This window comes from Burkholderia sp. AU30280, from assembly GCF_020420125.1.
Lineage (GTDB): Bacteria > Pseudomonadota > Gammaproteobacteria > Burkholderiales > Burkholderiaceae > Burkholderia.
This window is the reverse complement of sequence record NZ_JAIZRY010000012.1, coordinates 209,507-232,389: the sequence shown is the minus strand read 5'-3', so window position 1 is coordinate 232,389 and position 22,883 is coordinate 209,507. Positions and strand designations below refer to the sequence as shown.

General features: G+C 66.4%; 25 protein-coding genes, 1 tRNA gene and 1 riboswitch. Of the genes, 12 read left to right on the top strand and 14 right to left on the bottom strand.

Features of this window, described 5'->3' with window-relative positions; translation table 11 throughout:
* The first annotated feature begins 35 nt into the window (after positions 1–35).
* The 4 genes from LGN17_RS26370 to LGN17_RS26355 all read left to right on the top strand — a co-directional run bounded on the left by LGN17_RS26370 (position 36) and on the right by LGN17_RS26355 (position 3,234).
* Positions 36–1,433: an enolase C-terminal domain-like protein gene (locus LGN17_RS26370; RefSeq protein WP_226199445.1), complete on the top strand. Its 1,398-nt coding sequence runs from the start codon at positions 36–38 to the stop codon at positions 1,431–1,433.
* A 123-nt stretch (positions 1,434–1,556) separates the two neighbouring features.
* Complete coding sequence (locus LGN17_RS26365; protein ID WP_226199443.1) at positions 1,557–1,889, top strand: hypothetical protein; 333 nt, start codon at positions 1,557–1,559, stop codon at positions 1,887–1,889.
* A 155-nt stretch (positions 1,890–2,044) separates the two neighbouring features.
* Positions 2,045–2,197, top strand: coding sequence for a hypothetical protein (locus LGN17_RS26360; RefSeq protein ID WP_226199440.1), 153 nt, complete (start codon positions 2,045–2,047; stop codon positions 2,195–2,197).
* 77 nt (positions 2,198–2,274) lie between these two features.
* Positions 2,275–3,234 carry a T6SS immunity protein Tli4 family protein gene (locus LGN17_RS26355; RefSeq protein WP_226199437.1) on the top strand — a complete coding sequence of 320 codons (960 nt, stop codon included), beginning with the start codon at positions 2,275–2,277 and terminating at the stop codon, positions 3,232–3,234.
* A 561-nt stretch (positions 3,235–3,795) separates the two neighbouring features.
* Here LGN17_RS26355 and LGN17_RS26350 read toward each other — a convergent pair.
* The 5 genes from LGN17_RS26350 to LGN17_RS26330 form a co-directional block, all read right to left on the bottom strand.
* Positions 3,796–3,871: transfer RNA gene (locus LGN17_RS26350), tRNA-Ala, on the bottom strand.
* Between the two features lie 66 nt (positions 3,872–3,937).
* Positions 3,938–4,300, bottom strand: coding sequence for a c-type cytochrome (locus LGN17_RS26345; RefSeq protein WP_175958246.1), 363 nt, complete (start codon positions 4,298–4,300; stop codon positions 3,938–3,940).
* Positions 4,297–5,097: a BON domain-containing protein gene (locus tag LGN17_RS26340; protein WP_226199434.1), complete on the bottom strand. Its 801-nt coding sequence runs from the start codon at positions 5,095–5,097 to the stop codon at positions 4,297–4,299. Before LGN17_RS26340 ends, LGN17_RS26345 begins: the two co-directional genes overlap by 4 nt.
* 17 nt (positions 5,098–5,114) lie before the next feature.
* Positions 5,115–5,699 carry an SIS domain-containing protein gene (locus tag LGN17_RS26335; RefSeq protein WP_226199431.1) on the bottom strand — a complete coding sequence of 195 codons (585 nt, stop codon included), beginning with the start codon at positions 5,697–5,699 and terminating at the stop codon, positions 5,115–5,117.
* A 126-nt stretch (positions 5,700–5,825) separates the two neighbouring features.
* Complete coding sequence (locus tag LGN17_RS26330; RefSeq protein ID WP_226199535.1) at positions 5,826–6,254, bottom strand: YraN family protein; 429 nt, start codon at positions 6,252–6,254, stop codon at positions 5,826–5,828.
* A 46-nt stretch (positions 6,255–6,300) separates the two neighbouring features.
* Here LGN17_RS26330 and rsmI point away from each other — a divergent pair, with 46 nt between their 5' ends.
* Positions 6,301–7,182, top strand: a complete 882-nt coding sequence (gene rsmI, locus LGN17_RS26325) for a 16S rRNA (cytidine(1402)-2'-O)-methyltransferase (protein ID WP_226199428.1) — start codon at positions 6,301–6,303, stop codon at positions 7,180–7,182.
* A 109-nt stretch (positions 7,183–7,291) separates the two neighbouring features.
* On the opposite strand, the gene LGN17_RS26320 is transcribed toward rsmI, so the two are convergent.
* Positions 7,292–7,903, bottom strand: a complete 612-nt coding sequence (locus LGN17_RS26320; RefSeq protein ID WP_175958250.1) for a septal ring lytic transglycosylase RlpA family protein — start codon at positions 7,901–7,903, stop codon at positions 7,292–7,294.
* Positions 7,904–8,558: 655 nt separating this feature from the next.
* Here LGN17_RS26320 and LGN17_RS26315 point away from each other — a divergent pair.
* The 3 genes from LGN17_RS26315 (at position 8,559) to LGN17_RS26305 (ending at position 10,409) form a co-directional block, all read left to right on the top strand.
* Positions 8,559–9,203, top strand: coding sequence for an MBL fold metallo-hydrolase (locus LGN17_RS26315; protein WP_175958251.1), 645 nt, complete (start codon positions 8,559–8,561; stop codon positions 9,201–9,203).
* Positions 9,200–9,859: an exonuclease gene (locus LGN17_RS26310; RefSeq protein WP_226199421.1), complete on the top strand. Its 660-nt coding sequence runs from the start codon at positions 9,200–9,202 to the stop codon at positions 9,857–9,859. The genes LGN17_RS26315 and LGN17_RS26310 overlap by 4 nt, the downstream gene beginning before the upstream one ends.
* A 79-nt stretch (positions 9,860–9,938) precedes the next feature.
* Positions 9,939–10,409: an Lrp/AsnC family transcriptional regulator gene (locus tag LGN17_RS26305; protein ID WP_006477376.1), complete on the top strand. Its 471-nt coding sequence runs from the start codon at positions 9,939–9,941 to the stop codon at positions 10,407–10,409.
* 48 nt (positions 10,410–10,457) lie between these two features.
* On the opposite strand, the gene LGN17_RS26300 is transcribed toward LGN17_RS26305, so the two are convergent.
* From LGN17_RS26300 to LGN17_RS26290, 3 genes are all read right to left on the bottom strand, one after another.
* On the bottom strand, positions 10,458–11,615 hold the full coding sequence (locus tag LGN17_RS26300; protein ID WP_226199419.1) for a cation diffusion facilitator family transporter: 1,158 nt from the start codon (positions 11,613–11,615) through the stop codon (positions 10,458–10,460).
* A gap of 241 nt (positions 11,616–11,856) precedes the next feature.
* Entirely contained in the window at positions 11,857–12,150 is a 294-nt protein-coding gene (locus LGN17_RS26295) for an H-NS family nucleoid-associated regulatory protein (protein WP_006491875.1), read from the bottom strand.
* Positions 12,151–12,516: 366 nt separating this feature from the next.
* Positions 12,517–13,176: a HugZ family protein gene (locus tag LGN17_RS26290; protein ID WP_226199416.1), complete on the bottom strand. Its 660-nt coding sequence runs from the start codon at positions 13,174–13,176 to the stop codon at positions 12,517–12,519.
* Between LGN17_RS26290 and LGN17_RS26285 the strand changes: the two genes are divergently transcribed.
* Positions 13,169–13,405, top strand: a complete 237-nt coding sequence (locus LGN17_RS26285) for a hypothetical protein (protein ID WP_226199413.1) — start codon at positions 13,169–13,171, stop codon at positions 13,403–13,405. The two genes, LGN17_RS26290 and LGN17_RS26285, sit on opposite strands and share 8 nt — an antisense overlap.
* Before the next feature lie 53 nt (positions 13,406–13,458).
* Positions 13,459–14,634: an MFS transporter gene (locus tag LGN17_RS26280; protein ID WP_264166069.1), complete on the top strand. Its 1,176-nt coding sequence runs from the start codon at positions 13,459–13,461 to the stop codon at positions 14,632–14,634.
* Positions 14,635–14,722: 88 nt separating this feature from the next.
* Here the strand turns inward: LGN17_RS26280 and LGN17_RS26275 are convergent, their stop codons facing one another.
* Positions 14,723–15,865, bottom strand: coding sequence for a branched-chain amino acid ABC transporter substrate-binding protein (locus tag LGN17_RS26275; RefSeq protein WP_226199408.1), 1,143 nt, complete (start codon positions 15,863–15,865; stop codon positions 14,723–14,725).
* Between the two features lie 416 nt (positions 15,866–16,281).
* A complete protein-coding gene (locus LGN17_RS26270; RefSeq protein ID WP_226199406.1) occupies positions 16,282–17,361 on the bottom strand; it encodes an NAD(P)H-dependent flavin oxidoreductase in 1,080 nt (359 codons plus the stop codon).
* A 222-nt stretch (positions 17,362–17,583) separates the two neighbouring features.
* Between LGN17_RS26270 and LGN17_RS26265 the strand changes: the two genes are divergently transcribed.
* Together LGN17_RS26265 and LGN17_RS26260 are read left to right on the top strand one after the other, a co-directional pair.
* The gene (locus tag LGN17_RS26265) at positions 17,584–18,276 is read left to right on the top strand and encodes a dienelactone hydrolase family protein (protein WP_226199404.1); all 693 of its coding nucleotides are present in this window, start codon (positions 17,584–17,586) and stop codon (positions 18,274–18,276) included.
* 80 nt (positions 18,277–18,356) lie between these two features.
* Positions 18,357–19,835, top strand: coding sequence for an amidase (locus LGN17_RS26260; RefSeq protein WP_175958259.1), 1,479 nt, complete (start codon positions 18,357–18,359; stop codon positions 19,833–19,835).
* 89 nt (positions 19,836–19,924) lie between these two features.
* On the opposite strand, the gene metF is transcribed toward LGN17_RS26260, so the two are convergent.
* From metF to ahcY, 3 genes are all read right to left on the bottom strand, one after another.
* Complete coding sequence (gene metF / locus LGN17_RS26255) at positions 19,925–20,755, bottom strand: methylenetetrahydrofolate reductase [NAD(P)H] (protein WP_175969896.1); 831 nt, start codon at positions 20,753–20,755, stop codon at positions 19,925–19,927.
* A gap of 25 nt (positions 20,756–20,780) precedes the next feature.
* A complete protein-coding gene (locus LGN17_RS26250; RefSeq protein WP_011882923.1) occupies positions 20,781–21,134 on the bottom strand; it encodes a phage holin family protein in 354 nt (117 codons plus the stop codon).
* Positions 21,135–21,296: 162 nt separating this feature from the next.
* A complete protein-coding gene (gene ahcY, locus LGN17_RS26245; protein ID WP_175958261.1) occupies positions 21,297–22,715 on the bottom strand; it encodes an adenosylhomocysteinase in 1,419 nt (472 codons plus the stop codon).
* A 32-nt stretch (positions 22,716–22,747) separates the two neighbouring features.
* Positions 22,748–22,863: riboswitch (S-adenosyl-L-homocysteine riboswitch) on the bottom strand.
* Positions 22,864–22,883: the final 20 nt, after the last annotated feature.

The following is a 22,883-nucleotide window of genomic DNA, read 5'->3' as shown; positions in this document are numbered from 1 at the left end:
GCGGCCCGCGCACCACCGGAACCAGGAGCGAACCGATGTCCGAATCCCGCCGTGCCGGCACCCCGCACGTCACGCGCATGCAGGTGATTCCCGTCGCCGGCCGCGACAGCATGCTGCTCAACCTGTGCGGCGCGCACGCACCGTACTTCACGCGCAACCTCGTGATCCTCGACGACAGCAGCGGACGCACGGGCGTCGGCGAAGTGCCGGGCGGCGAAGGCATCCGCCATGCGCTCGAGCGCATGACGGATCTCGTCGTCGGCCAGTCGATCGGACGCTACCAGGCGACGCTCAACACGGTGCGCGCGGCGCTGTCCGGCGCAGGCCCGGGTGCGGGCCGCACGATCCGGCACGAGGTGACGTCGGCCGGTGAAGCAGCGGTGCTGCGCCAGCCACATGAGATCAACCTGCGGCTCGACAACGTGATCACCGCGATCGAGGCAGCGCTGCTCGACCTGCTCGGCCAGCACCTCGACGTGCCGGTCGCCGCGCTGCTCGGCGAAGGCCAGCAGCGCGACGCGGTGCCGATGCTCGCTTATCTGTTCTATATCGGCGATCGCGGCCGCACCGACCTGCCGTATCGTGACGAAGCACAGGCGCATACCCCGTGGTTCCGGCTGCGCAACGAGGAAGCGCTCACGCCGGCCGCGATCGCGCGGCAGGCCGAAGCCGCGGTCGATCGCTACGGTTTCGCCGATTTCAAGCTGAAGGGCGGCGTGATGGCCGGCGCCGACGAGATGGAAGCGATCGCCGCGATCAAGGCACGTTTCCCGGACGCGCGCGCGACGCTCGACCCGAACGGCGCGTGGTCGCTCGACGAGGCCGTCGCGCTGTGCCGCGGGCAGGGCCACCTGCTCGCCTATGCGGAGGATCCGTGCGGGCCGGAAGGCGGCTATTCGGGCCGCGAGGTGATGGCCGAATTCCGCCGCGCGACGGGGATCCCGACCGCGACCAACATGATCGCGACCGACTGGCGGCAGATGGATCACGCGGTACGGCTGCAGGCGGTCGACATCCCGCTCGCCGATCCGCATTTCTGGACGATGCAGGGGTCGGTGCGGCTCGCGCAGCTGTGCCGCGACTGGGGGCTCACGTGGGGCTCGCACTCGAACAACCACTTCGACGTGTCGCTCGCGATGTTCACGCATGCGGCAGCGGCCGCGCCCGGCACGATCACCGCGATCGACACGCACTGGATCTGGCAGGAAGGCGACGCGCGGCTCACGCGCGAGCCGCTGAAGATCGTCGGCGGCCAGGTCGCCGTGCCGGAGCGGCCGGGGCTCGGGATCGAGCTCGACATGGCGCAGGTCGAGGCCGCACATGCGCTGTACAAGGAGGTCGGCGGTACCGCACGTGATGACGCGGTCGCGATGCGCTACCTCGTGCCGGGGTGGGCGTACGATCCGAAGCGGCCGAGTTTCGGGCGGGGGTGACGGCGGCGGGTCGCGGCGGGTGGTTGCCAAACACGGAAACCGCCCGCATCCTGCCGGCTGCCTGAATCGGACAGCTCGGCGAACGATTCGGCGCCCCATCCACCCGGAAGAAAAGCGTTCGCCATGACGTCTCCCGATTCGACACCGCGACAGATCATCGTCCTCGTCCTGTATTCGGCGCTGGGCCTGCCCGCGAGCATGGCCGTCGCCGGTTATGTCGCGCCCCTGATCACACAGAACGTATCGAACTTCGAAGGAGGCGCCGGCTATGCGGCGCTCTGGTGGATCATCCTGCTGACCTGCGCGTTCTACGCGCTGTCGATGGGCATCGCCGTACTACTGCGGAAGAGAACGGCGATTCTCGCGGTCATCACGGTGGCGTTCGCCGCGCTGGCGGTGCCTACGTTCAGACTGATCCATGAATTGCTGGCGAGCTGCTGCAGCAACGCAACCTGAGCGTCACGTTCACGATGCAGAAGACCAACAAGATTCCCGACGTGAGCGCCACGACCGATTGGGATCGCGTGGCGGACAAGACCGGCATCATTCGCGGCGACGGCACCGTGCCGGCGTGATCGGCGGACGCACAGGCACGTGGCCTGAAGCCGGGTGTGCCGGGCGAAGGGGCCAAGGGCGTGCAGATGGCGTTCATGCAGGCCGGGTATGAGCACATGAAGCGTTACGCGCATCCCTGGACCCGCTGGGCGCTTCTCTACAGCGTGGTGCAGATCGTGAAGGATATCGATGTACCGGGAGGGGCGTGATGGCGCGTTTCGTTCGCACTCTTTTTTTGCTGGCGAGTCTGTGTGCCTGCTTTCAAGCGTTTTCCGTGGAACCAACGGTGAACAATTCTCTGCTGTCCAAAGTACGCCCGTGGTGCATCGGCCGGCTCGTATTCGACCGGCCCGTATCGAGCGAGATCTCGAACGAGAATTACAAGTATCGCGGGGAAAAGCTTGTCACGACGCATAACGTGCTGGTGGGGACCTACGACGCCAAGGTCGCGGTGCGGGAGAAGGAACTGCGTACCAAGCAGCGCGTGAATCCCGTTAATTTGGAAGAGAAGACAGGGCATGCGTGGCTGGAAAAGGCGTTTTCTCCGGTACCGCACTCGCGGATTTTCGTCTTCAACAATGCGGTGGCCAAGGCGGCAATCTTGCCGTTCGATACCGAAGGTTACCTGTTCGCGAACCGCACGCTCATCCATACGACGGGCATGATCGGCGCGGATGTCCTGGACCGGGCCGAGAGCACCTATAACGACACCTATCGCCGCATTAAGATGCGCGATAACTGGACCGTGCCGACGGAGCCCGGCTTCTGCTTCGATGGCGGCATCGTCACCGGTGCGTCGACCTACACGGAAGAAGTGAGCCAGTCGTTCGCGCTGATGCCGGGCCGGCCGGCGCTGCTGGTGATCAAGTTGCGCGACGCGGTGGATGGAGATCAGGCCCCGCCGCTGACCAGCACTCTGCCCGCGTTGCGTGCGAAACTCGATCGCATGCCGGGCAGCTATCGCATCCTGCGGCAGGGCAAGCGGACGGTGGCTGGCATGGACGCCGAGGAAGTGCTATTTGCGCTGAAGGACGGCGATGTCACGGTGTATCGCTTCTACCTGCTCGCGCCGGGGAATCCCGCGACGTTGGCACAGCCGCACACCTCGGTCGAATTGCTGTTGGGCGCCCCGGCGCGTGACGACCTGCCTCCGAACCAGTCCACCTCGCCGGTCGATGAGGCGGGGGCGCTGCAGACGTGGGACACGCTGGTGAACAGCCTGCGCGCGCGACCAGGCGCGGTCTGACCGGAGCCGAACGATGCGCCGTTACGATATTGTGAGGGGCGACCTGACGACGGTCGGCGGGATCGTGCAGGGCGGCGATCCTCCGGAACCAACGACTCGAAGGCTCTTCGGCGTGCCACGATGGTCGGCTAGATCGAATGTAGGGCTCCACGTTCGCTCAAAAGACCACATAAACCATTAACATTCAATCACTTACGCAAAAGCTCCGTAGTGTTCAATGTAGAGTCCCCGTTGACGCCGATTGACACTGTGGATGACGAGCTCGTCCACGTCACAAGGGGTGTGCGCATGACAAGAAGTACAGCCGCGTCACGAATGCATCCTCGGGGACACGTGACGCCGCTGACAAGAATGTGGGACAGGTGATTTGTGTGGATGATGCAGGTCAGCTAGGCGCTCTAGCCTCACTATGCGGATCAGTGCGACCAAACAAAAAGCCGGCTCAAGGCCGGCTTTTTGTTTGCGAAGCATAAGGCTGCACTTTGTCAACGGAAGCATAACTTTGCACCTGATGCAAAATTATCCTTCCTGTCACAACTTTGGTGCAACTAGGAATCTTGTTGGTGGAGCGGAGGAGGATCGAACTCCCGACCTTCGCATTGCGAACGCGACGCTCTCCCAGCTGAGCTACCGCCCCAACAGTCAACCATCATACACACGCATTTCCGCGCTTGGCAATAGGGGTTGAATCGCCCCTGAAACCTTACTTTGACGGCGCGCCAGCCAGCACCCATTCGACCACCGAACGCACGTCGGCGTCGCTCATGCGCGGGTGCGCGGGCATCGGAATGGCGCCCCAGACGCCCGAACCGCCCTCCTTCACCTTCTTCGACAGCTTGGCCACGGCCTGCGGATCGGCCTTGTAGCGGGCGGCGATATCCTTGAACGACGGACCGACGAGCTTGCGGTCGACCGCATGGCAGCCCATGCACGCGTTGCCGCGCGCGACCTTCAGGCCGTCGCCGACATCCGCGTGCGCGGCGCCCAGCGTACCCACCACGAGCGCCGCGGCCGCGACGCCCTGCACCATCCACTGTTTCATCTGCTTCATCTGCATGCTCTTCATTGCGACGGGGCCTTCGGGTTGCCCGGATGCACGCTCGACGAATTCGAGATCGGCGCGGGCGACTGCAACGGCGTGGATTGCACCGACGCGTCGGGCACGGCGCCCACCGTCGCGGTATCCGCCGGCGCGGCGGCAGCCTGCGCGCCGGATGCGCCGCTCGCGGGCGATGCGTTCTGCAGCGCCTGCGCGTCCTGCGGCTGGATGTACTGGAACACCTTCACGACCTTCTCGACGCCCGGCACCTGGCTGGCCGCTTCCGCGCCGCGATTGCCCTCGTCGACCGTCACGAGCCCCATCAGGTAAAGGTTGCCGCGTTCGCTGACGACCTTGTAGTAGTTCGCCGAGATGCCCTTCGTCGCGATCAGCTCGGACTTCACGCGCCCTTCGAGGTACGAGTCGTTCGCGCGCGACGACAGCGACGACGCCGGCTCGACCGACAGCTCGTTGACGATGCCGTTCACGTTGTTGATGGCGCGCACGATTTCCTCGGCGCGCTGCTTCGACGCATCGTTCGGCACTTCGCCCGTCAGCAGCACGCGGCGGTTGAACACCGTCACGTTCACGTGCGACTGGTCGGGCAGCCCGCTGTTGATCTGCGAGAGCGCCTTGACCTGGATCTCGCGATCCTCCGTCTGCGCGCCGAGCGTACGGCGATCGGTCGCGATCAGCGCGCCGCCGCCGGCCGCTGCACCCACGACCCCGAGCACACAACCCTGCAGCGACACGGCGAGGCCCGCCGTCAGCGCAGCCAGCAGCGTGGTTCTGACGAGCGTCTGTTTGACGCGGCTTTGATTCATCGACGGCTCTCCTTCGTTCAATCCTCACCCAGCAGCATCGCGTCGATGCCGTCGCACAGGCAGTGGATGGTCAGCAGATGGACTTCGTGGATGCGCGCCGCGCGAACGGCGGGCACGCTGATCGGAATATCGGTATCACGCAGCGCAGCCGCGACCGCATGGCCGTCGCCGCCCGTCAGCGCGACGACGGTCATCTCGCGCTCGTGCGCTTCGTCGATCGCCGCCAGCACGCGCGGCGACGCGCCGGCCGGATCGAGCACCAGCAGGATGTCGCCGGTCTGGCCGAGCACGCGCACCTGCTGCGCGAACAGTTGCTCGGCGGACACCGCGCCCGCGAGGCCGCCCTGCGACGCGTCGGTGGCCAGCGCGATCGCGGGCAGGCCCGGGCGCTCGCGCTCGAAGCCGCCGACGAGCGACACGGCGAGGTAGTGCGCGGCGGCGGCCGACGGGCCGTCACCGCAGGCGACGATCTTGTTGCCGTTCGCCAGCGCGGCGAACATCGCATCGACCGCGGCTGCGATCGGCAGCGACAGCGCGTCGGCCGCTTCGGCGTGAAGCGCGGCACTGTCGCGGAAATGTTGCTGAATACGTTCGACTGACATCGATTCCTGGTGAACTGGGCGCGTGGCACGCATCGCGCGACATCGTGGGTGCGGCGAGTTTACCGTACTCCGGCGCCCTCTCCGGGGGTCCGGCAAGAACTCTTTACATCTCGTCACAGCTCGCCGCTACGCATCGTCGGCACGAAATGCATCACGCAACCACGCGAGCCGGCCGGCCTCGAACGCGACGACGTCGAAGCGGCACGCGGCGCCGGCGCCGTGCCGCGCCCAGAACTGGAGCGCGGCCGCGACCAGACGCCGCCGCTTGCGCCAGCCGACGCTCGCGGCCGCGCCGCCATGCCGGATGCTGCGCCGCGCGCGCACCTCGACGAACACGAGCATGCCGTCGGGCTCGCGCATCACGAGATCGAGCTCGCCGCCGCGCATCGTCACATTCGCCGCGACGAAGACGAGGCCACGGCGTTCGAGAAACTGCCGTGCGCGCTGCTCGAATGCCGCGCCGACCGGTTTGGATCGTGCCGCACCGGAAAAGTTGTCGCCCGCGCGCGGCAAACCGCGCCCGTCACCCGGCCGCGCCGCCTCAGCGTGGCACAATGCCGTCCTTGTTCCGCCTGCGCCGCGATTGCGCGCATTGCCTGCCATGACTGCCCTCCTCGAACTCGCGCAAACGCAGCACTACCCGAGCGCCGCGCTCTACGTGGTCGCTACGCCGATCGGCAACACCGCCGACATCACGCTGCGCGCACTGCACGTGCTCGGCCTCGCCGATCGCATCGCGGCCGAAGACACCCGCAACACGGGCCAGCTGCTCGCCCGCTACGGGATCTCGAAGCCGCTCGTCGCCGTGCACGAGCACAACGAACGCGAAGCCGCGCAACGCGTGGTCGAACTGCTGCGCGCCGGCGAACGCGTGGCCTACGTATCGGACGCCGGCACGCCCGGCATCTCGGACCCCGGCGCGCGGCTCGTCGACGCGGTGCGCGCCGCCGGCTTCGCGGTGATCCCGCTGCCGGGCGCGAGCGCGGCGGTGACCGCGCTGAGCGTGGCCGGCGACTGGGCCGGCGCGTTCACGTTCGCGGGCTTCCTGCCGCCGAAGGCCAAGCAGCGCGCGACCGCGCTGCAGGCGCTGGTATCGCATCCGTATGCGCTGGTGTTCTACGAAGCCCCCCACCGGATCGCCGAAACCGTCGCCGCGCTTGCCGATGTGTTCGGCCCCGCGCGCCGACTGCTGATCGCGCGCGAACTCACCAAGCTACACGAGCAGTTGTTCCAGGGCACCCTGGCCGAAGGACAGACCTGGCTCGCCGGCGATGCGAACCGGCAGCGCGGCGAGTTCGTGCTGGTCGTCGAAGGCGCGCCGGCGACGAGCGGCGAAGCCGACGTCACCGCGCACGACGCGCTGCTCAAGCTGCTGCTGGAAGAGGTGCCGGTGAAGAGCGCGGCCAAGCTCGCGGCCGCGCTGACGGGCGCGTCGCGCAACACACTGTATGCGCGAGCGCTTGCGCTGAAGGATGAGCACTGACGCGCGAGCCGGCCGGCACCGGGAAACCGGCGCCGGCATCGCGCGTCGCCGGAAAGACAAAGGGCTGCCCGAGGGCAGCCCTTTTGAATGAGCGGACGGATCCGCCGCGTTACTTCGTCGAGACCGACGCGAGCATCTCGTCGCGTGCCTCGCGCGCTTCCTGCGGCGACAGCCCTTCGATCTTCACGCGGCCCGTGCCGGCGTGCACGAGGCCGATCAACTTGGCGGCCGCATACGACAGGTCGAGCACGCGGCCGCGCTTGAACGGCCCGCGATCGTTGACCTTCACGACGACCCACTTGCCGGTCGACGCGTTCGTTACCTTGATGTACGACGACAGCGGCAGCGTGCGGTGCGCGGCAGTGAGCGCGTTCATGTTGAAACGCTCGCCGTTCGCGGTGCGGCGACCGTGGAAATCCCGCCCGTACCAGGAGGCGCGCCCCGTCTGGCGGAAGTCGGACACATCCTTGGCGTCGATCGGCTCGGCGTCGGCCAGCGACGGCTTCTTCGCGTCCTTGCTGTCGGCAGCCGGCATCGATGCCAGCGCGGAATCGAAATTCAGTTGCTGCTTGTCGTTGTCCGCCTTGGCGGCAGCGGCCGTCTTGTCGACCGCGTTCTTCTGGTCCGCGCTACCGGTGGTCTGGCTGGGTGGCACCGCACAGCCCGTCAACGCAAAAAATAATGCAATGGTCCCGAATCGACTCGGAAATCGTACGTTCATCGACGTGTCGCCTTCTGGTTCGGGCCGCTGCTTCATCACGCTGCTTCACAGCGCAGACACGCGGCCCGGACGGCAAATGCGTGCACGCCTCGCTCGGATACGAGCAGGCGGCTAGCATGGGCGCGGCTTTCGTCTATGCCGCAACCGTCCTGATTAGCTTTCACGTCTGGCGCAACCTGTCCCCAACAGCCTGACCAGACCCCACATGCCGCCATCGAACATGGCTTCACGTTCGCGCGCGTCGATACGACCAACGCACAGGAACGGCGGCACAGGCCTCATCCGGCAGCGCGGCAGCAGGGCCGCAGGCGGGCGCGCAGCACCCGGCCGGACAAGACGTGAGCACCGAATGCTCGGTGCTGGATACACCGCCGGACTCCCCGGCGGCTGATGCTTGACGGTGATTTCGATGCCCCTTTTAACGGGGCCGAAACACCAGCGAATTGCGTGAAATCCACGCGCAATGGGGCGCATTATACATAAATCAAAACGCCATCTCGAAAAGCGGCCCGGCCGGACCATTGATTCTCTCTATGGCGGTAACAATCGACATGCTCCGGGATTGCCCGGAGACACGTGTCGCGCGATGCACCACGCGGGCGGCAGGCAGCACGCGCGACCGGTACAATCGCTCCTTTTAGCCGCCGGTGCCTCCATGAAAGTCACGCTCATTCCGGTCACGCCGTTCCAGCAGAACTGCTCGCTGCTCGTCTGCGAGAAGACGGGCCGCGCCGCCGTCGTCGATCCGGGCGGCGACCTCGACCGGATCGAACAGGAAGTCGCGCGACAGAACGTGCAGGTCGAGAAGGTGCTGCTCACGCACGGACACATCGATCACTGCGCGGGCGCGAAGACGCTCGCGACGCATTACGGCGTACCGATCGAGGGGCCGCAGGAAGAAGAGCGCTTCTGGATCGAGAAGCTGCCGATGCAAAGCGAACGCTTCGGCTTTCCGGCCGCCGACACCTTCGAGCCCGACCGCTGGCTGAACGACGGCGACACCGTGCGGTTCGGCGACGAGACGCTCGAGGTCTATCACTGCCCCGGCCACACGCCGGGCCATGTCGTGTTCTTCAGCCGCGCGCATCGCGTCGCCATCGTCGGCGACGTGCTGTTCGCCGGCTCGATCGGCCGTACCGATTTCCCGCGCGGCAATCACGAGGATCTCGTCCGCTCGATCAAGGAGAAGCTGTGGCCGCTCGGCGACGACGTGACGTTCGTGCCGGGCCACGGCCCGGTGTCGACGTTCGGCGACGAGCGCCGCACGAACCCGTTCGTGTCCGACAAGGTGTTCGGATGAACCAGACCGCCATCCAGGAAATCTACGTCAGCACCGACGTCGAGGCCGACGGCCCGATTCCCGGCCCGCACTCGATGCTGAGCTTCGCGTCGGCCGCCTACACCGAGGACAAGCAGCTGATCGCGACGTTCTCGGCCAACCTCGAAACGCTGCCGGGCGCGCAGGCGCACCCGGTGCAGGAAGCGTGGTGGAAGACCGAGCCCGAAGCATGGGCCGCGTGCCGGAAGGATTTGCAAGCGCCCGAAGCGGCGCTGGTCGCGTACGTCGACTGGGTCGAGGCGCTGCCCGGCAAGCCGGTGTTCGTCGCGATGCCGGCCGGCTTCGATTTCACGTTCATGTTCTGGTACATGATGCGCTTCGCCGGGCGCTGCCCGTTCTCGTGGTCGGCGCTCGACATCAAGACGCTCGCGTTCGCGATGACGGGCCTGCCGTACCGCAAGGCGATCAAGCCGCGTTTTCCGAAGCACTGGTTCGACGACCATCCGCACACGCACGTCGCGCTCGACGATGCGATCGAGCAAGGCGCGCTGTTCTGCAACATGCTGGCCGACCTGCGCCGCCAGCAGGCCGCGATCGCGGGCCTCGCGGTGTCGGACACCGATCGATCGGAAAACGCAGGGGCGGGACAAAACCCCACGGATCCGCGAGCAAATTAGCGAATCTTTCTCAACAACGCGACGCCTGATTGCCTTTCCTTTCCCGGCCCTCTAACATTCAGCGTGTTGTAGTTGCCGCATGGAGGCGCAGGTGACGCTCGATTCCTTTTCGCAAAAAATCCTTCGCCTGTTGCAGCTCGACGCGCGCCGTTCGGTCCAGGAGATCTCGGACCAGGTCGGCCTGTCGAGCACGCCGTGCTGGCGCCGCATCAAGGACATGGAACAGTCGGGCGTGATCCAGCGCTACACGGCGCTGCTCGATCGCGAGAAGCTCGGCCTGCACGTCTGCGCGCTCGCGCACGTGCACCTGACCCGCCACAACGAAGGCGGCGTCGAGCAGTTCGAGCGAGAGATCGCGACCTGCCCGGAAGTCACCGAGTGCTACAGCACGACCGGCGAAGCCGATTACATCCTCAAGATCGTCGCGCCGGACATCAAGGCCTACGACGTGTTCCTGCACGAACGCATCTTCAAGATCCCTGCCGTGTCGCAGGTGCGCACGAGCGTCGTGCTGCGCGAAATCAAGTTCGACACGCAACTGCCGCTGTAACGCACCGGCACGCGCTGGCGGCCGGACGTCGCGCGTGCCCGCGGCAGGTCACGCCTGCGCGGGCATCGTGCGCGTGAAGCCGATCCGGCGCGCGCCGAACTCGCGCTTCAACGCGTCGGCGTCGAGCCGGCCGGCCAGCGCCGCGTCGGTGTCGTGCGGATCGCAGGCAAGCGTCACGTCGATCTCGAGCCCCGTACTCAGGTAATGCAGGTTGATTGCCGCCGCACGCAACCCGCGCTGCGCGAGCGCCGCCTCGAGCCGTGCCGCGATCTCGCCGCGCGGCGGCAGCGCGAGCGCGGGACGGCGCGCCGCGTCGTTCTCCGGGTCGACGTGGATCAGCGCATCGAGCACGCGCGAGTCGGTCAGCACGCGCGCACGCGCGGTCTCGGCGATGTAGTGCCCTTCGGAGACGGAGATTTTCGGGTCGACCAGGATGTGCGCGTCGACGAGCGCGGCATCGCCCATCTTGCGCGTGCGCAGGTCGTGCACGTCGCGCACGCCGGGCGTCGCCGCGAGCAGCGCGCGGATCTCGGCCGTATCGGTCGTATCGAGCGCACGGTCGGAGAGGTCCTGCAACGCGTCATAGCCGAACGTCCAGCCCATGCGCGCGACCATGAAGCCGACGATCGCCGCCGCGATCGGGTCGAGCAGTTTCACGCCGGCCAGGCTGCCGACGATGCCGATCGCGACGACGAGCGACGATGCGGCATCCGAGCGCGCATGCCACGCGTTCGCGACGAGCATCGCCGAGCGCACGCGCCGCGCCTCGCGCAGCATGTAGCGAAACAGCGCCTCTTTCGACACGAGCACTGTCAGCGCGACGAGCAGCGCGGAAAAATGTATCGCCGGAATGTTTTCGAGATTAACGAGACGGTCGCCGGCCCGCCAGAGCATGCCGACGCCGACCGCAATCAGGATTGCGCCGAGAAACAGCGATGCGACGGTCTCGTAGCGGCTGTGTCCGTAATTGTGGTCGGCATCCGGCGATGCGCCGCTATGCCGATTCGCAACCAGCACGACAAAATCCGAGATCAAATCTGAAACCGAATGTACCCCGTCGGCAATCAACGCCTGCGAATGCGCAATCACCCCGACGGCGATCTGAAATGTCGCAAGCACGACATTCAGGACAATACTGACGAACGTGCTCTTGCGTGCAACCGCGTGCTTATCTGCGCTCTGCGCGTCGCCGGAAAACGTGGACATGAAATATGGGATATCGGTGTGCGATACCCAATTCTATCAAGGGCGCCCCGTGAACCCCGCCAATACCCACAAATTTCTTATTTAAATCAACCGCTTATGCGAACGGGTCGCATTTCCATTCACAGCGGATCATTACATTTTCATGACAGCGCGATGGGCGTGGCGGCCGCCGAAAACAAAAAAGCCGCGCTCCTTAACGGACACGCGGCTCTTTTGAAGAGCAGGTAATTTAAACAAACGTTTAAATTGCGAACTGCTCGCGGTTCTTGCCCGCGATCCAGCGCGGCGGCTTGCCGCGGCCCGACCACGTCGCGCCCGTTTCCGGATCGCGGTATTTCGCGGCAACACCTGCACGCGGACGGCCAACCTTGCCTGCCTTCGCGCGGCTGAGACCGAGTTCGGCGAGCGAAAAGCCGTAGTCGGCGATTTTCTGCTTCACGTCATTCAGCACTTCAGCGTATTCACGCGACTTCGCTTCTTCGATTTGCTTCTCCAGCTTCTCCCGCTGGGCCAGCAGGTCCTTGTAAGAAGACATAGTTTCCCTTTCTATCTGACCAATGGCGCCGGTCTGCAGCCAGCTCACCATTCATGAAATATATGTGCCTCGGATTTTTGAAGGCAGAGATTAGCACAAAAAAGATTTGATAGAAGCGAGATTCATGAAAATCCCGAGCTCAATTGAAATTCACGTGTGTCATTTTGACCGGTCGCGGCCTTTTCTCAAATTTTCACGTTCCTACACAGAGATTAGGACATTAGCCATTTCCTATTAAGTCTATCAACATACGCAATTACCCTGCATTCAAAAAAATCGAAGCTTTCATCAGACGACAGCTTTGCGAAAATCGGATGGTGCGACTCGCCAAACGAACAAGGCGCGGACAAGCCGGCATCCGCGACGTCAGGTCACGTCTCGCGCGCGTGCAATCAGCCGTTCGCGCAATGCGCCCGCATCGGCCAATGGCGTATCGAACGGCGTACGCACGCGGCGGCCGTCATGTCGCCAGTCGGCGCCGTGGCAATCGACACCGAGCAATTCGAGCCCGTCGCGGCGCGCATCGCCAGCATCGTACGCGTCCCATAACGCCCGTTCCTCGTCGAACGCGAGCGGCGGCAGCCCATCGAGATGCGTGCCGTCGACCCAGCCCATGCGCCCGAAACCGCCGATATAGCGCAGCCGCTCGACGTCGAGCGCCCAGAACGTGAAATCGCCGAGCGCGAGATAGCGTGCGGCGTCCGGCTCATAACGACAGTAGCGCGCGGTGACGTGCGGATCGTCGCCGAGCGGCACGAACCGGCCGAGCAGCGTCGCGCGCTCGGCATTCAGCACATCGCCGCCGGGTGCGTCGACGACGAGGAAGCCCGCGCGCGGATCGGCGGCCAGATTGCGCGTGTGCTCCGCGAGGCCACTCACGAGGATCACGGGACGATGGCTTGCATCGGGTGCAAACGGGACGACCGTCGGATACGGGAAACCCTGCGGATCGCGCGAATGGGTGGCGAGCGTGCCGAGCGCGCAGCGGTGCAGCAGATGCACGGCGAGAGCGGGATCGATGTTCAAGAGGACTCCTGCGGTCGAAGGGTGGCGCGCCGAGCACGCCATGCGCTTCGATGTTACCCGCGGGCGCGCCGCGCCGCGCATCGGCCGAACGGCCTATGCGGCCGAACGCGGATCGCCGGGCAATCGCCGGATCATCGGCCAAACGGCCATCGCCCGGCACGATCGTAAGCGGTTCGATAGAATCGGACGGATCCGACGGGCGCCGCGTGCGCCCGTGCATGACTTTTGACGAGCGTTGCCGTGTCCGAATCCTCCTCCCCCGAATCGTCGTCCCCGTTCGCCATGCCGCCCGACGCGCATCGCGTGCTGTCGCTTCCGGCCCGCCAGCGGGCGCGCGCGGCGTCGATGGCGCTGTTCTTCGTCGCCGGCATGATGTTCGCGTCGTGGGGCGTGCACGTGCCGACCGTGCGCGACAAGTTCGCGCTGAGCCCCGGGCTGCTGTCGATCGCGCTGTTCGCGGTCGCCGTCGGCTCGATCGCCGCGATGCTGACCATCGCGCGCTGGATCGCGCGCGTCGGCTCGCGCACCGCGTGCCTCGCGGGCGGGCTCGTGATGTCGGCCTGCGCGGCGCTGATCCTCGTCGTGCCCGACTACCCGATGCTGCTCGCCGTGCTCGCGCTGTTCGGCTTCTCGATGGCGACACTCGACGTCGCGATGAACGCCGAGGCCAGCGCGGTCGAAATCGCGATCGGCCGGCCGATCATGTCGTCGCTGCACGGCATGTTCAGCATCGGCGGGATGGCAGGCGCGGCCGCCGGCGGCGCGCTGCTGTCGGCCGGCATGGCGCCGGCCGTGCATCTCGCGCTCGCGGCGGCGACCAGCGCGACGGTGCTCGTGGTCGCCAGCCCGGCCGTGCTGCCGCATGTGCCGCACCACGAACACGCGCACGGCGGCGGCAACCGCTGGCGCTCGCCGGCGTTGTGGATGCTCGGCGGCATCGCGCTCGTCGCGCTGATCGCCGAAGGCGCGATGTACGACTGGGCGACGGTCTACATGCGCGACGTCGTCGCGGCGAGCCCCGCGCTCGCCAGCGCCGCCTATGCCGCGTTCTCGGGGGGGATGGCCATCGCGCGCTTCGCGGGCGACGCCGTGCGCGCCCGCTTCGGCGCCCCGCAGCTCGTGTTCGCGAGCGCGTCGCTCGCCTGCGCGGGGATGATCGGCGCGCTGCTGCTGCCGTATCCGGCCACGGTGCTGACCGGCTTCACGCTGATGGGTCTCGGCCTCGCGAACATGATGCCGGTGCTGTTCGCGGCCGCCGCGCGGGTGAAAGGCATCCACGCGGCCGAAGGGCTCGCGCACGTGGCCGGGCTCGCGTATTTCGGCATGCTGTTCGGTCCGGTCGTGATCGGCGCCGTCGCGCAGGCCGCGAACCTGACGATCGGTCTGTCCGTCGTCGCGCTGTGCGCGGCGCTCGTCGCGGCCGTCGCGCCGAAGGTGCTCGCGCGGCTGAAGATCTGACGGGGCGCGGCGGGCGCCGGCCCAAAAAGAAAGCGCGCATGCGTTGCCGCATGCGCGCTTTCACCCCTTCTGTTGACCGCTTGTCGGGTTACATCTTCACTTCGTCGAGCAGCGACTTCTTGCCGTTCTTGTAGTTGTACAGCGAGATCACGCCGTGCTGCAGGTCGCCCTTCGAGTCGAAGGTCGTCGTGCCGATCACGCCCGAGTAGTTCGTCGACGGCATCGCGGCGAGGATCTTCGCCGGATCCGTCGAGTTCGCGCGCTTCATCGCATCGACGATGATGTACACGGCGTCATACGTGAACGGTGCGTAGATCTGGATCGGCTGGCCGAAGCGCTTCTCGTACTTCGCCTTGAACGCTGCGCCGCCCGCCATCTTCTCGAGCGAAGCACCGGCTTCCGAGCACACCACGTTGTCGGTCGCGTCGCCGGCCAGGTCGGCCAGCTTTTCCGTGCACACGCCGTCGCCCGCGAAGATCTTCGCGCGCAGGCCGAGCTGCTTCGCCTGTTTCGCGAACGGGCCGCCGGTGGCGTCCATGCCGCCGTACATGATCGCGTCCGGATTCTCGCCCTTGATCTTGGTCAGAATCGCGCGGAAGTCGACCGCCTTGTCGTTCGTCGCGTCATGCGACATCACCTTCAGGCCGAGCGCCTTGGCCTTCTTCTCGAACTCGTTCGCGAGACCCTGGCCGTACGCGGTCGAATCGTCGACCACGGCCACGCTCTTGATGCCCTTCGAGTGCGCGTAGTTCGCGAGTGCCGGGCCCTGCTGCGCATCGGTGGCCACCACGCGGTACGTGGTCTTGAAGCCCTGCTGCGTGTAGGCCGGGTTGGTCGCCGACGGCGAGATCTGCACGATGCCCGCATCGCTGTAGATCTTCGAAGCCGGGATCGACGTGCCCGAGTTCAGGTGGCCGACCACCGCGACGACCTTGTCGTCGACGAGCTTCTGCGCAACCTGCGTGGCTTGCCGCGGGTCAGCAGCGTCATCCTGCGGGTCGAGTTGCAGCGTGATTTTCTGGCCGCCGATCGTGAGACCCTTCGCATTGATCTCCTCGACTGCAAGACGCGCACCGTTCTCGTTGTCCTTGCCCAGGTGTGCAATGCCGCCCGTCAAGGGCGCGACGTGGCCGATCTTGACGACTTGATCGGCGGCCGCGTTGCTTGCAGCTGCAACGCACAGCATCGCCGCAGCGGTGATCGGCAGCAGCTTTTGCATCTTGATATTCATGTAAGTCTCCAGTTTCGGTCCCAATAAACGCCATCGCCCGGTGCCCCGCTGCCATCCCTGTGTTTGCAATCACTGGACGATTCGCCGGTTGCATCGTTCATGCACTTGGCCTCAAGCACGTGAAAACCGCCGCTTTTAGCAGCCGCCCGCCCGTACTTGCGCGCAAGTGTAGGTGATCAAATTAATTTGTGGGACTTTTTTGGGGTAGTGGTAACACTACCGATATGCGTACTTTGGAATGACGACTCGAACATCGCTGCAAGCCCCGCCTGATAAGGGTTTCCGCTAATTCTCGGCGGCCTGCCGAAAGGCCGTTTCAAAACATTCCGGGGGCATTTCGATTCGGTATTTTGTGTCCGTGATCATTGAGTGAAACGCGCGTGACAACGCGCGTTTCATCGTCCGATATGAACGATTCAGGCCGCCGCCGCACGCCATTCGGTATCGAGCGCGTCAACGAGCTGCGACGTCGTCAGCGCGTCGCCGCGCCGTCGCGCGAGCGGTGCGCCCTGCCCGGCCCACAGCGACAGGTAGTCGCCGTTGTTGGCGCGTGCGGCGGCCTGGCGCAGCGGCTGCGTCAGCGCGTTCTGCACCGGGTACGGCGCGACGTCGGCCATGCGCTCGCCGAGCCGCGCCATCAGCGTGTTGCGCAGCCCGCGCGCGTGGCGGCCGGTGATCGCGCGCGTAACCTGCGTCGACGTATCGGCGCTCGCGAGCAGGCGCGCCTTCCAGTCCGCCGCGATCGCGCTTTCCGTGCAGGTGAGAAACGCGGTGCCGAGCTGTGCGCCCTGCGCGCCGAGCGCGAGCGCGGCCGCGATCCCGCGGCCGTCCATGATGCCGCCCGCGGCAAGCACGGGCAGGCCGGTCGCGTCGACCAGTTGCGGCACGAGCGCGAGCGTACCGATCAGCGCGTCATCGGCGGAACCGATGAACGTGCCGCGATGGCCGCCCGCCTCGGCGCCTTGCGCGGACAGCGCGTCGGCGCCGGCCGCCTGCCATGCGAGCCCCTCGGCCACGTGCGTCGCCGTGCCGATCACGTAGGTGCCGGCGGCCTTCAGGCGCGCGACGTCGGCGGCATCGAGCACGCCGAACGTGAAGCTCGCCACGGGCACGCGCAACGCCACGAGTGCATCGAGCTGGGCGCGAAAGTCGGGGGCGTAGCGCGCGGGCGCGGTGCCCGGCGGCAATCCGAGCGTCGCGTTCAGCGGGTCGATCGCGGCCAATGCGCGGGTGACGGTCGCCGCGTCGGGCGCGGCGTCCGGCAGCACGAACAGGTTGATCGCGAACGGGCGATCGGTCGCCGCGCGAATGGCTTCGACTTCGGACGCGAGGCGCTCGGGCGCGAACGCGCCGGCGCCGAGACTGCCGAGCGCGCCGGCATTCGAGGCGGCGGCGACCATCGCGGTCGTGGTCGCGCCGACCATCGGCGCCTGCACGAGCGGCAGGCGCAGGCCGAAGCGTTCGGAAAAAGGCGTGGAAAACAGACGGGCAGACATGGCGAATCCTTCGATGACGATGCGCGAAAGCGCTTTGTAAAGGCCGGCACATCGACTCTATCGAAGTGGCGCAGCGCCGAAAAATGAATAATCGAGATCGAAACGATCGCTGCGCGAGAAGCGGGCGCGTACCCTGCAATGACACGGGATCGGTGGCACACTCTAGGGCCTGTTCCACCCCGGGGGGCGCATCGCGCACCCCGTTCGCCAGGAGTTCAGAACGTGACTGCCCAATGGATCGACATCCCCACCGGTAACGACAGCTTCGGCGGCTATCTCGCACTGCCCAAGCGCGGCAAGGGCCCTGCCGTCATCATCATCCAGGAGATCTTCGGCGTGAACTCGCACATCCGCGCGGTCGCCGACCAGTACGCCTCCGACGGCTTCGTCGCGCTCGCGCCGGACGTGTTCTGGCGCACGCAGCCGCGCGTCGAGCTGACCTACGAAGGCGCGGATCGCGACAAAGGCATCGAGCTGATGAAAAAGACCGACGTGGGTCTCGCGGTCGCGGACATCGGTGCGGCCGCCGATGCGTTGCGCGCGCGCCCCGAAGTGGCCGGCAAGGTCGCCGCGATCGGTTACTGCTTCGGTGGCCAGCTCGCGTACCGCGCGGCCGCGACCGGCAAGATCGATGCGGCAGTGGCTTACTACGGCGGCGGCATCCAGAACGCGCTCGACCTCTCCGGCAAGGTCGCGCAGCCGATCCTGTTCCACTACGCGGAAAACGACCACGGAATCCCGCTCACGGCCGTCGAACAGGTGAAGGCCGCATTCGCCGGCCACGGCCATGCGTCGTTTCATGTGTATCCGGGCGCCGAGCACGGCTTCAACTGCACGGACCGCGCGTCGTACAACCAGCGCGCGTCGGCGCTCGCGCATGGCCGCACGCTGACCTTCCTCGCCGAGCACCTCTAAAAACGGCCGGCCGCGGGCCCGCGCACCGGGCCCGCGTTATGCTGCCGTCATCGCCACGGGTCACAACGGGGGTGACTGCGATGCACTCGGACTATCTCGCGCATGACGCGATCGGCCTCGCCACGCTGGTACGCGAACGCAAGGCGAGCCCGCGCGAACTGCTCGACGCCGCGATCGGCCAGGCCGAAGCGGTCAACAGCGCGATCAATGCGATCGTGCTGCAGGACTACGAAGCCGCACGCCAGCGTGCGGCCGCCACACCCGACGGCGGCGCCGACGCACCGTTCGCCGGCGTCCCCTATCTCGTGAAGGATCTCGGCGCGGCGGTGGCCGGGCTGCCGCTGTCGATGGGCAGCCGGCACTACCGCTATTTCGTGCCCGCCGACGATTCGCCGGTGATCGCGCGAAGCCGCGCGGCCGGTCTCAACGTGTTCGGCAAGACCAACACGTCGGAGATCGGCCAGATGCCGTACACGGAACCCGAGCTGTTCGGCGCGTGCCGCAACCCGTGGAGTCTCGATCACACGCCCGGCGGCTCGAGCGGCGGCGCGGCGGCGGCCGTCGCGGCCGGCATCGTGCCGATCGCGCATGCGTCCGACGGCGGCGGCTCGATCCGCATTCCGGCATCGTGCTGCGGGCTGTTCGGACTGAAGCCGAGCCGCAACCCGGTACTCGTCGACCTGCCTTCGAACGGCGAGCTGGTCGTCCAGCATGCGGTCACGCGCAGCGTGCGCGACAGCGCGCTGCTGCTCGACGTGACGACCGGCCAGACCTTGCCGGCCGGCTCGCCCGGCACGTTCCTCGGCGAGCTCGACACGCCGCCCGGCCCGCTGCGGATCGGCCTCGTGCTCGACCCGATGCTCGCGCCGGCGCTCGCCGACGACACGCGCGCGGCGCTCGACGACGCGGCCGCGCTGCTCGAATCGCTCGGCCACCATGTCGAGCCGGCGACGCTGCACGTCAACTACGCGCGCGCGGCCGAAACCTTCCTCACGCTATGGGCGACGATCGCCGAGGAGATGGTGCTCGGTGCGCGCGCGCTGACCGGCCGCACGCCGAAGCGCGGCGAATTCGAGGCCGCGACGTGGGCGATGGCCGTGGTCGGCCGGCGCCTCGCGCGCACGCGCCTGCCGGACGTGCTCGAATGGCAGCGCCAGCTCACGGTGCAGGTGGCCGGCCTCGTGTCGCGCTACGACGCGATCCTGTGTGCGTCGCTCGCGGGCCCGCCGGTGAAGATCGGCGAGTTGCAGCCGACGCCGTTCGAATCGGCGCAGATGAAGGTGCTCGCCGCGCTGCCGGTGAAGCCGCTGCTGAAGGAAATGCTCGCGAAGTCGTCGGAAAAGGCGTTCAAGTGGGCCGGCTGCACCGAGCTGTTCAACCTGACCGGCCAGCCGGCGATGTCGGTGCCGCTCTACTGGAACGCGCGCGGGCTGCCGATCGGCGTGCAGTTCGCCGCGCGCCACACCGACGACGGGCTGCTGCTCAGGCTCGCCCGGCAGCTCGAACAGGCGCGGCCGTGGTTCGACCGCCGCCCGCCGCTGATGCAGGCGCAGCGCTGACGCACGCGGCCCCGCTCCACAGGCCTCGAAAAAAAGCCCCGCCGGCACAAACCGGCGGGGCTTTTCCCTATGCAATCGCGCGAGCGCGCTTACACGACGAGCCGTTCGCAGATCGTCCGCGTCGCGGCCGCCGTGTTCAGCGTATAGAAGTGCAGCCCGGGCACGCCCGCGTCGACCAGACGCTGGCACAGGCTCGTGACGACGTCCGCGCCGAACGCGCGGATCGACTCGCGATCGTCGCCGAAGCTCTCGAGGCGGCGCGCGACCCAGCGCGGCACTTCGGCGCCGCACATCTCGGAGAAGCGCATCAGCTGCGAGAAGTTCGTGATCGGCATGATGCCCGGCACGATCGGCACGTCCACGCCCAGCTTGCGCGCATCGTCGACGAAGCGGAAATACGCGTCGGCGTTGAAGAAGTATTGCGTGATCGCGGAATTCGCGCCGGCTTTCACCTTGCGCGCGAAATTCTCGAGATCGGCCTTCGGCGAGCGTGCTTGCGGATGGTACTCGGGATAGCCGGCGACCTCGATGTGGAACCAGTCGCCATGCTCGGCGCGGATGAAGCTGACGAGCTCGGACGCATAGCGCAGCTCGCCGACCGCGCCCATCCCGGACGGCAGGTCGCCGCGCAGCGCGACGATATGCCGGATGCCGTACGAGCGGTACTGGTCGAGGATCGCACGCAGGCTGTCGCGCGACGAGCCGATGCACGACAGGTGCGGCGCGGCCTCGAGGCCGTCCTTCTGCATGTCGAGCACGGTATCGAGCGTGCCCTGCTGCGTCGAGCCGCCGGCGCCGAACGTCACGGAGACGAATTTCGGCTTCAGCGGCAGCAGTTGCGCACGCGTGGCGCGCAGCTTCTCGACGCCTTCCGCCGTCTTCGGCGGGAAGAATTCAAACGAGAGTTCGATCGGTTTCATGATTCGGTGGGAACAGGCTCAGGCCTCAGCCGATGTCGCGCTGACCGAAGATCAGCGCGGACAGCAGCCACGACACGATGCTGTACAGGATCGAACCGAAGAACGCGGACCAGAAGCCCGACACCTCGAAGCCCTTCAGCAGCGACGACGCGAACCAGAAGCACAACGCGTTCACGACGAGGATGAACACCCCGAGCGTGACGATCGTGACGGGCAGCGTCAGCAGGATCAGCACCGGGCGGATCACCGTGTTGATCAGGCCGAGCACGACCGCCACGATCAGCGCCGTGCCGAAGCTCTTGATGTGGATCGACGGCACGAGGTACGTGATGATCAGCAGCGCGAGCGCGTTGATGACCCAGGTGAGGATGACGCTCATGGAGTGCTCCGGTTCGGTTGTCGATCGGTACGATCAGTAGCCGCCGCCCGCTGCCGCGGGTGCCCGAAGGCGCGCCGCGGCAGCCGGCGATCCGGCGCCGTGCCGCCGTACCGTGGGCACGTCGGCGACGCGCGCACGGCACCGCGGCAGCGGCGCATCGGATCAGTAGCGGTAGTGGTTCGGCTTGAACGGGCCATCCTTCTGCACACCGATGTACGACGCCTGCTCGTCCGACAGCACGGACAGGTTCGCGCCGATGCGCGCGAGGTGCAGGCGCGCGACCTTTTCGTCGAGGTGCTTCGGCAGCACGTACACCTTGTTCTCGTACTCGCCGCCGCGCACGAACAGCTCGATCTGCGCGAGCGTCTGGTTCGCGAACGAGTTCGACATCACGAACGACGGGTGGCCGGTCGCGCAGCCGAGGTTCACGAGGCGGCCTTCCGCCAGCAGGATCACGCGCTTGCCGTCCGGGAAGATGATGTGGTCGACCTGCGGCTTGATGTTTTCCCACTGGTACTGGCGGGTCGACGCGACGTCGATTTCCGAGTCGAAGTGACCGATGTTGCAGACGATCGCGTTGTGGCGCATCGCCTTCATGTGATCGTGGTTGATCACGTGGTAGTTGCCGGTCGCCGTCACGAAGATGTCGGCCTTGTCGGCCGCGTATTCCATCGTCACGACGCGGTAGCCTTCCATCGCCGCCTGCAGCGCGCAGATCGGATCGATTTCGGTGACCCACACGGTCGCGCCCAGGCCGCGCAGCGACTGCGCGCAGCCCTTGCCCACGTCGCCGTAGCCCGCGACGACCGCGACCTTGCCCGCGATCATCACGTCGGTCGCGCGCTTGATGCCGTCGACCAGCGATTCGCGGCAGCCGTACAGGTTGTCGAACTTCGACTTCGTGACCGAATCGTTCACGTTGAACGCCGGGAACGGCAGGCGGCCGTCCTTTTCCATCTGGTACAGGCGGTGCACGCCGGTCGTGGTTTCCTCGGTCACGCCCTTGATGTGCGCGAGGCGCGTCGAGTACCAGGTCGGGTCCGCGTCGAGGTGCTTCGCGATCGACTTGTACAGCGCGACTTCTTCCTCGTTGGTCGGCTTCGCGATCACCGAACGGTCCTTCTCGGCCTTCGCGCCGAGGATCAGCAGCAGCGTTGCGTCGCCGCCGTCGTCCAGGATCATGTTCGCGAATTCGCCGTTCGGCCATTCGAAGATGCGGTGCGAGAACTCCCAGTATTCGTCGAGCGATTCGCCCTTGAACGCGAACACCGGCGTGCCGGCTTCGACGATCGCGGCAGCGGCATGGTCCTGCGTCGAGAAGATGTTGCACGAGGCCCAGCGGACGTCCGCGCCGAGCGCCTTCAGCGTCTCGATCAGCACGCCCGTCTGGATCGTCATGTGCAGCGAACCGGCGATGCGCGCGCCCTTCAGCGGCTGCTGTGCCTTGTATTCGTCACGGATCTGCACGAGGCCCGGCATTTCGGTCTCGGCGATATTCAGTTCCTTGCGGCCCCAGCCGGCCAGCGCCATGTCGGCGACGACGTAATCGTTGGAAGCTTTGGAATCGATCATGGCGTTCATCACGCCCTCCTTTCTAAAAAGTTTCTAGATTGGTGACGTGAGCGCCGTTCAGGAAGCGGAACCGGCGCGGTTGTGCCGCACGGCTGCTTGGTGAAGCCTTCCGAGCCTGGCGGACGCAGGATGGTCCGTCGCAACGCTCCTCGGAAAGCGGAGAGGATTGTAGCAAAT

Coding starts and splice junctions, on each gene's coding strand:
- LGN17_RS26340 (WP_226199434.1), bottom strand. CDS start 5,097: ATGAATCAAAGCCGCGTCAAACAGACGCTCGTCAGAACCACGCTGCTG.
- rsmI (WP_226199428.1), top strand. CDS start 6,301: ATGACTGCCCTCCTCGAACTCGCGCAAACGCAGCACTACCCGAGCGCC.
- LGN17_RS26335 (WP_226199431.1), bottom strand. CDS start 5,699: ATGTCAGTCGAACGTATTCAGCAACATTTCCGCGACAGTGCCGCGCTT.
- LGN17_RS26295 (WP_006491875.1), bottom strand. CDS start 12,150: ATGTCTTCTTACAAGGACCTGCTGGCCCAGCGGGAGAAGCTGGAGAAG.
- LGN17_RS26365 (WP_226199443.1), top strand. CDS start 1,557: ATGACGTCTCCCGATTCGACACCGCGACAGATCATCGTCCTCGTCCTG.
- LGN17_RS26300 (WP_226199419.1), bottom strand. CDS start 11,615: ATGTCCACGTTTTCCGGCGACGCGCAGAGCGCAGATAAGCACGCGGTT.
- LGN17_RS26280 (WP_264166069.1), top strand. CDS start 13,459: ATGCCGCCCGACGCGCATCGCGTGCTGTCGCTTCCGGCCCGCCAGCGG.
- LGN17_RS26270 (WP_226199406.1), bottom strand. CDS start 17,361: ATGTCTGCCCGTCTGTTTTCCACGCCTTTTTCCGAACGCTTCGGCCTG.
- LGN17_RS26370 (WP_226199445.1), top strand. CDS start 36: ATGTCCGAATCCCGCCGTGCCGGCACCCCGCACGTCACGCGCATGCAG.
- ahcY (WP_175958261.1), bottom strand. CDS start 22,715: ATGAACGCCATGATCGATTCCAAAGCTTCCAACGATTACGTCGTCGCC.
- metF (WP_175969896.1), bottom strand. CDS start 20,755: ATGAAACCGATCGAACTCTCGTTTGAATTCTTCCCGCCGAAGACGGCG.
- LGN17_RS26305 (WP_006477376.1), top strand. CDS start 9,939: ATGGAGGCGCAGGTGACGCTCGATTCCTTTTCGCAAAAAATCCTTCGC.
- LGN17_RS26260 (WP_175958259.1), top strand. CDS start 18,357: ATGCACTCGGACTATCTCGCGCATGACGCGATCGGCCTCGCCACGCTG.
- LGN17_RS26275 (WP_226199408.1), bottom strand. CDS start 15,865: ATGAATATCAAGATGCAAAAGCTGCTGCCGATCACCGCTGCGGCGATG.
- LGN17_RS26250 (WP_011882923.1), bottom strand. CDS start 21,134: ATGAGCGTCATCCTCACCTGGGTCATCAACGCGCTCGCGCTGCTGATC.
- LGN17_RS26345 (WP_175958246.1), bottom strand. CDS start 4,300: ATGAAGAGCATGCAGATGAAGCAGATGAAACAGTGGATGGTGCAGGGC.
- LGN17_RS26285 (WP_226199413.1), top strand. CDS start 13,169: ATGTTCAAGAGGACTCCTGCGGTCGAAGGGTGGCGCGCCGAGCACGCC.
- LGN17_RS26310 (WP_226199421.1), top strand. CDS start 9,200: ATGAACCAGACCGCCATCCAGGAAATCTACGTCAGCACCGACGTCGAG.
- LGN17_RS26320 (WP_175958250.1), bottom strand. CDS start 7,903: ATGAACGTACGATTTCCGAGTCGATTCGGGACCATTGCATTATTTTTT.
- LGN17_RS26315 (WP_175958251.1), top strand. CDS start 8,559: ATGAAAGTCACGCTCATTCCGGTCACGCCGTTCCAGCAGAACTGCTCG.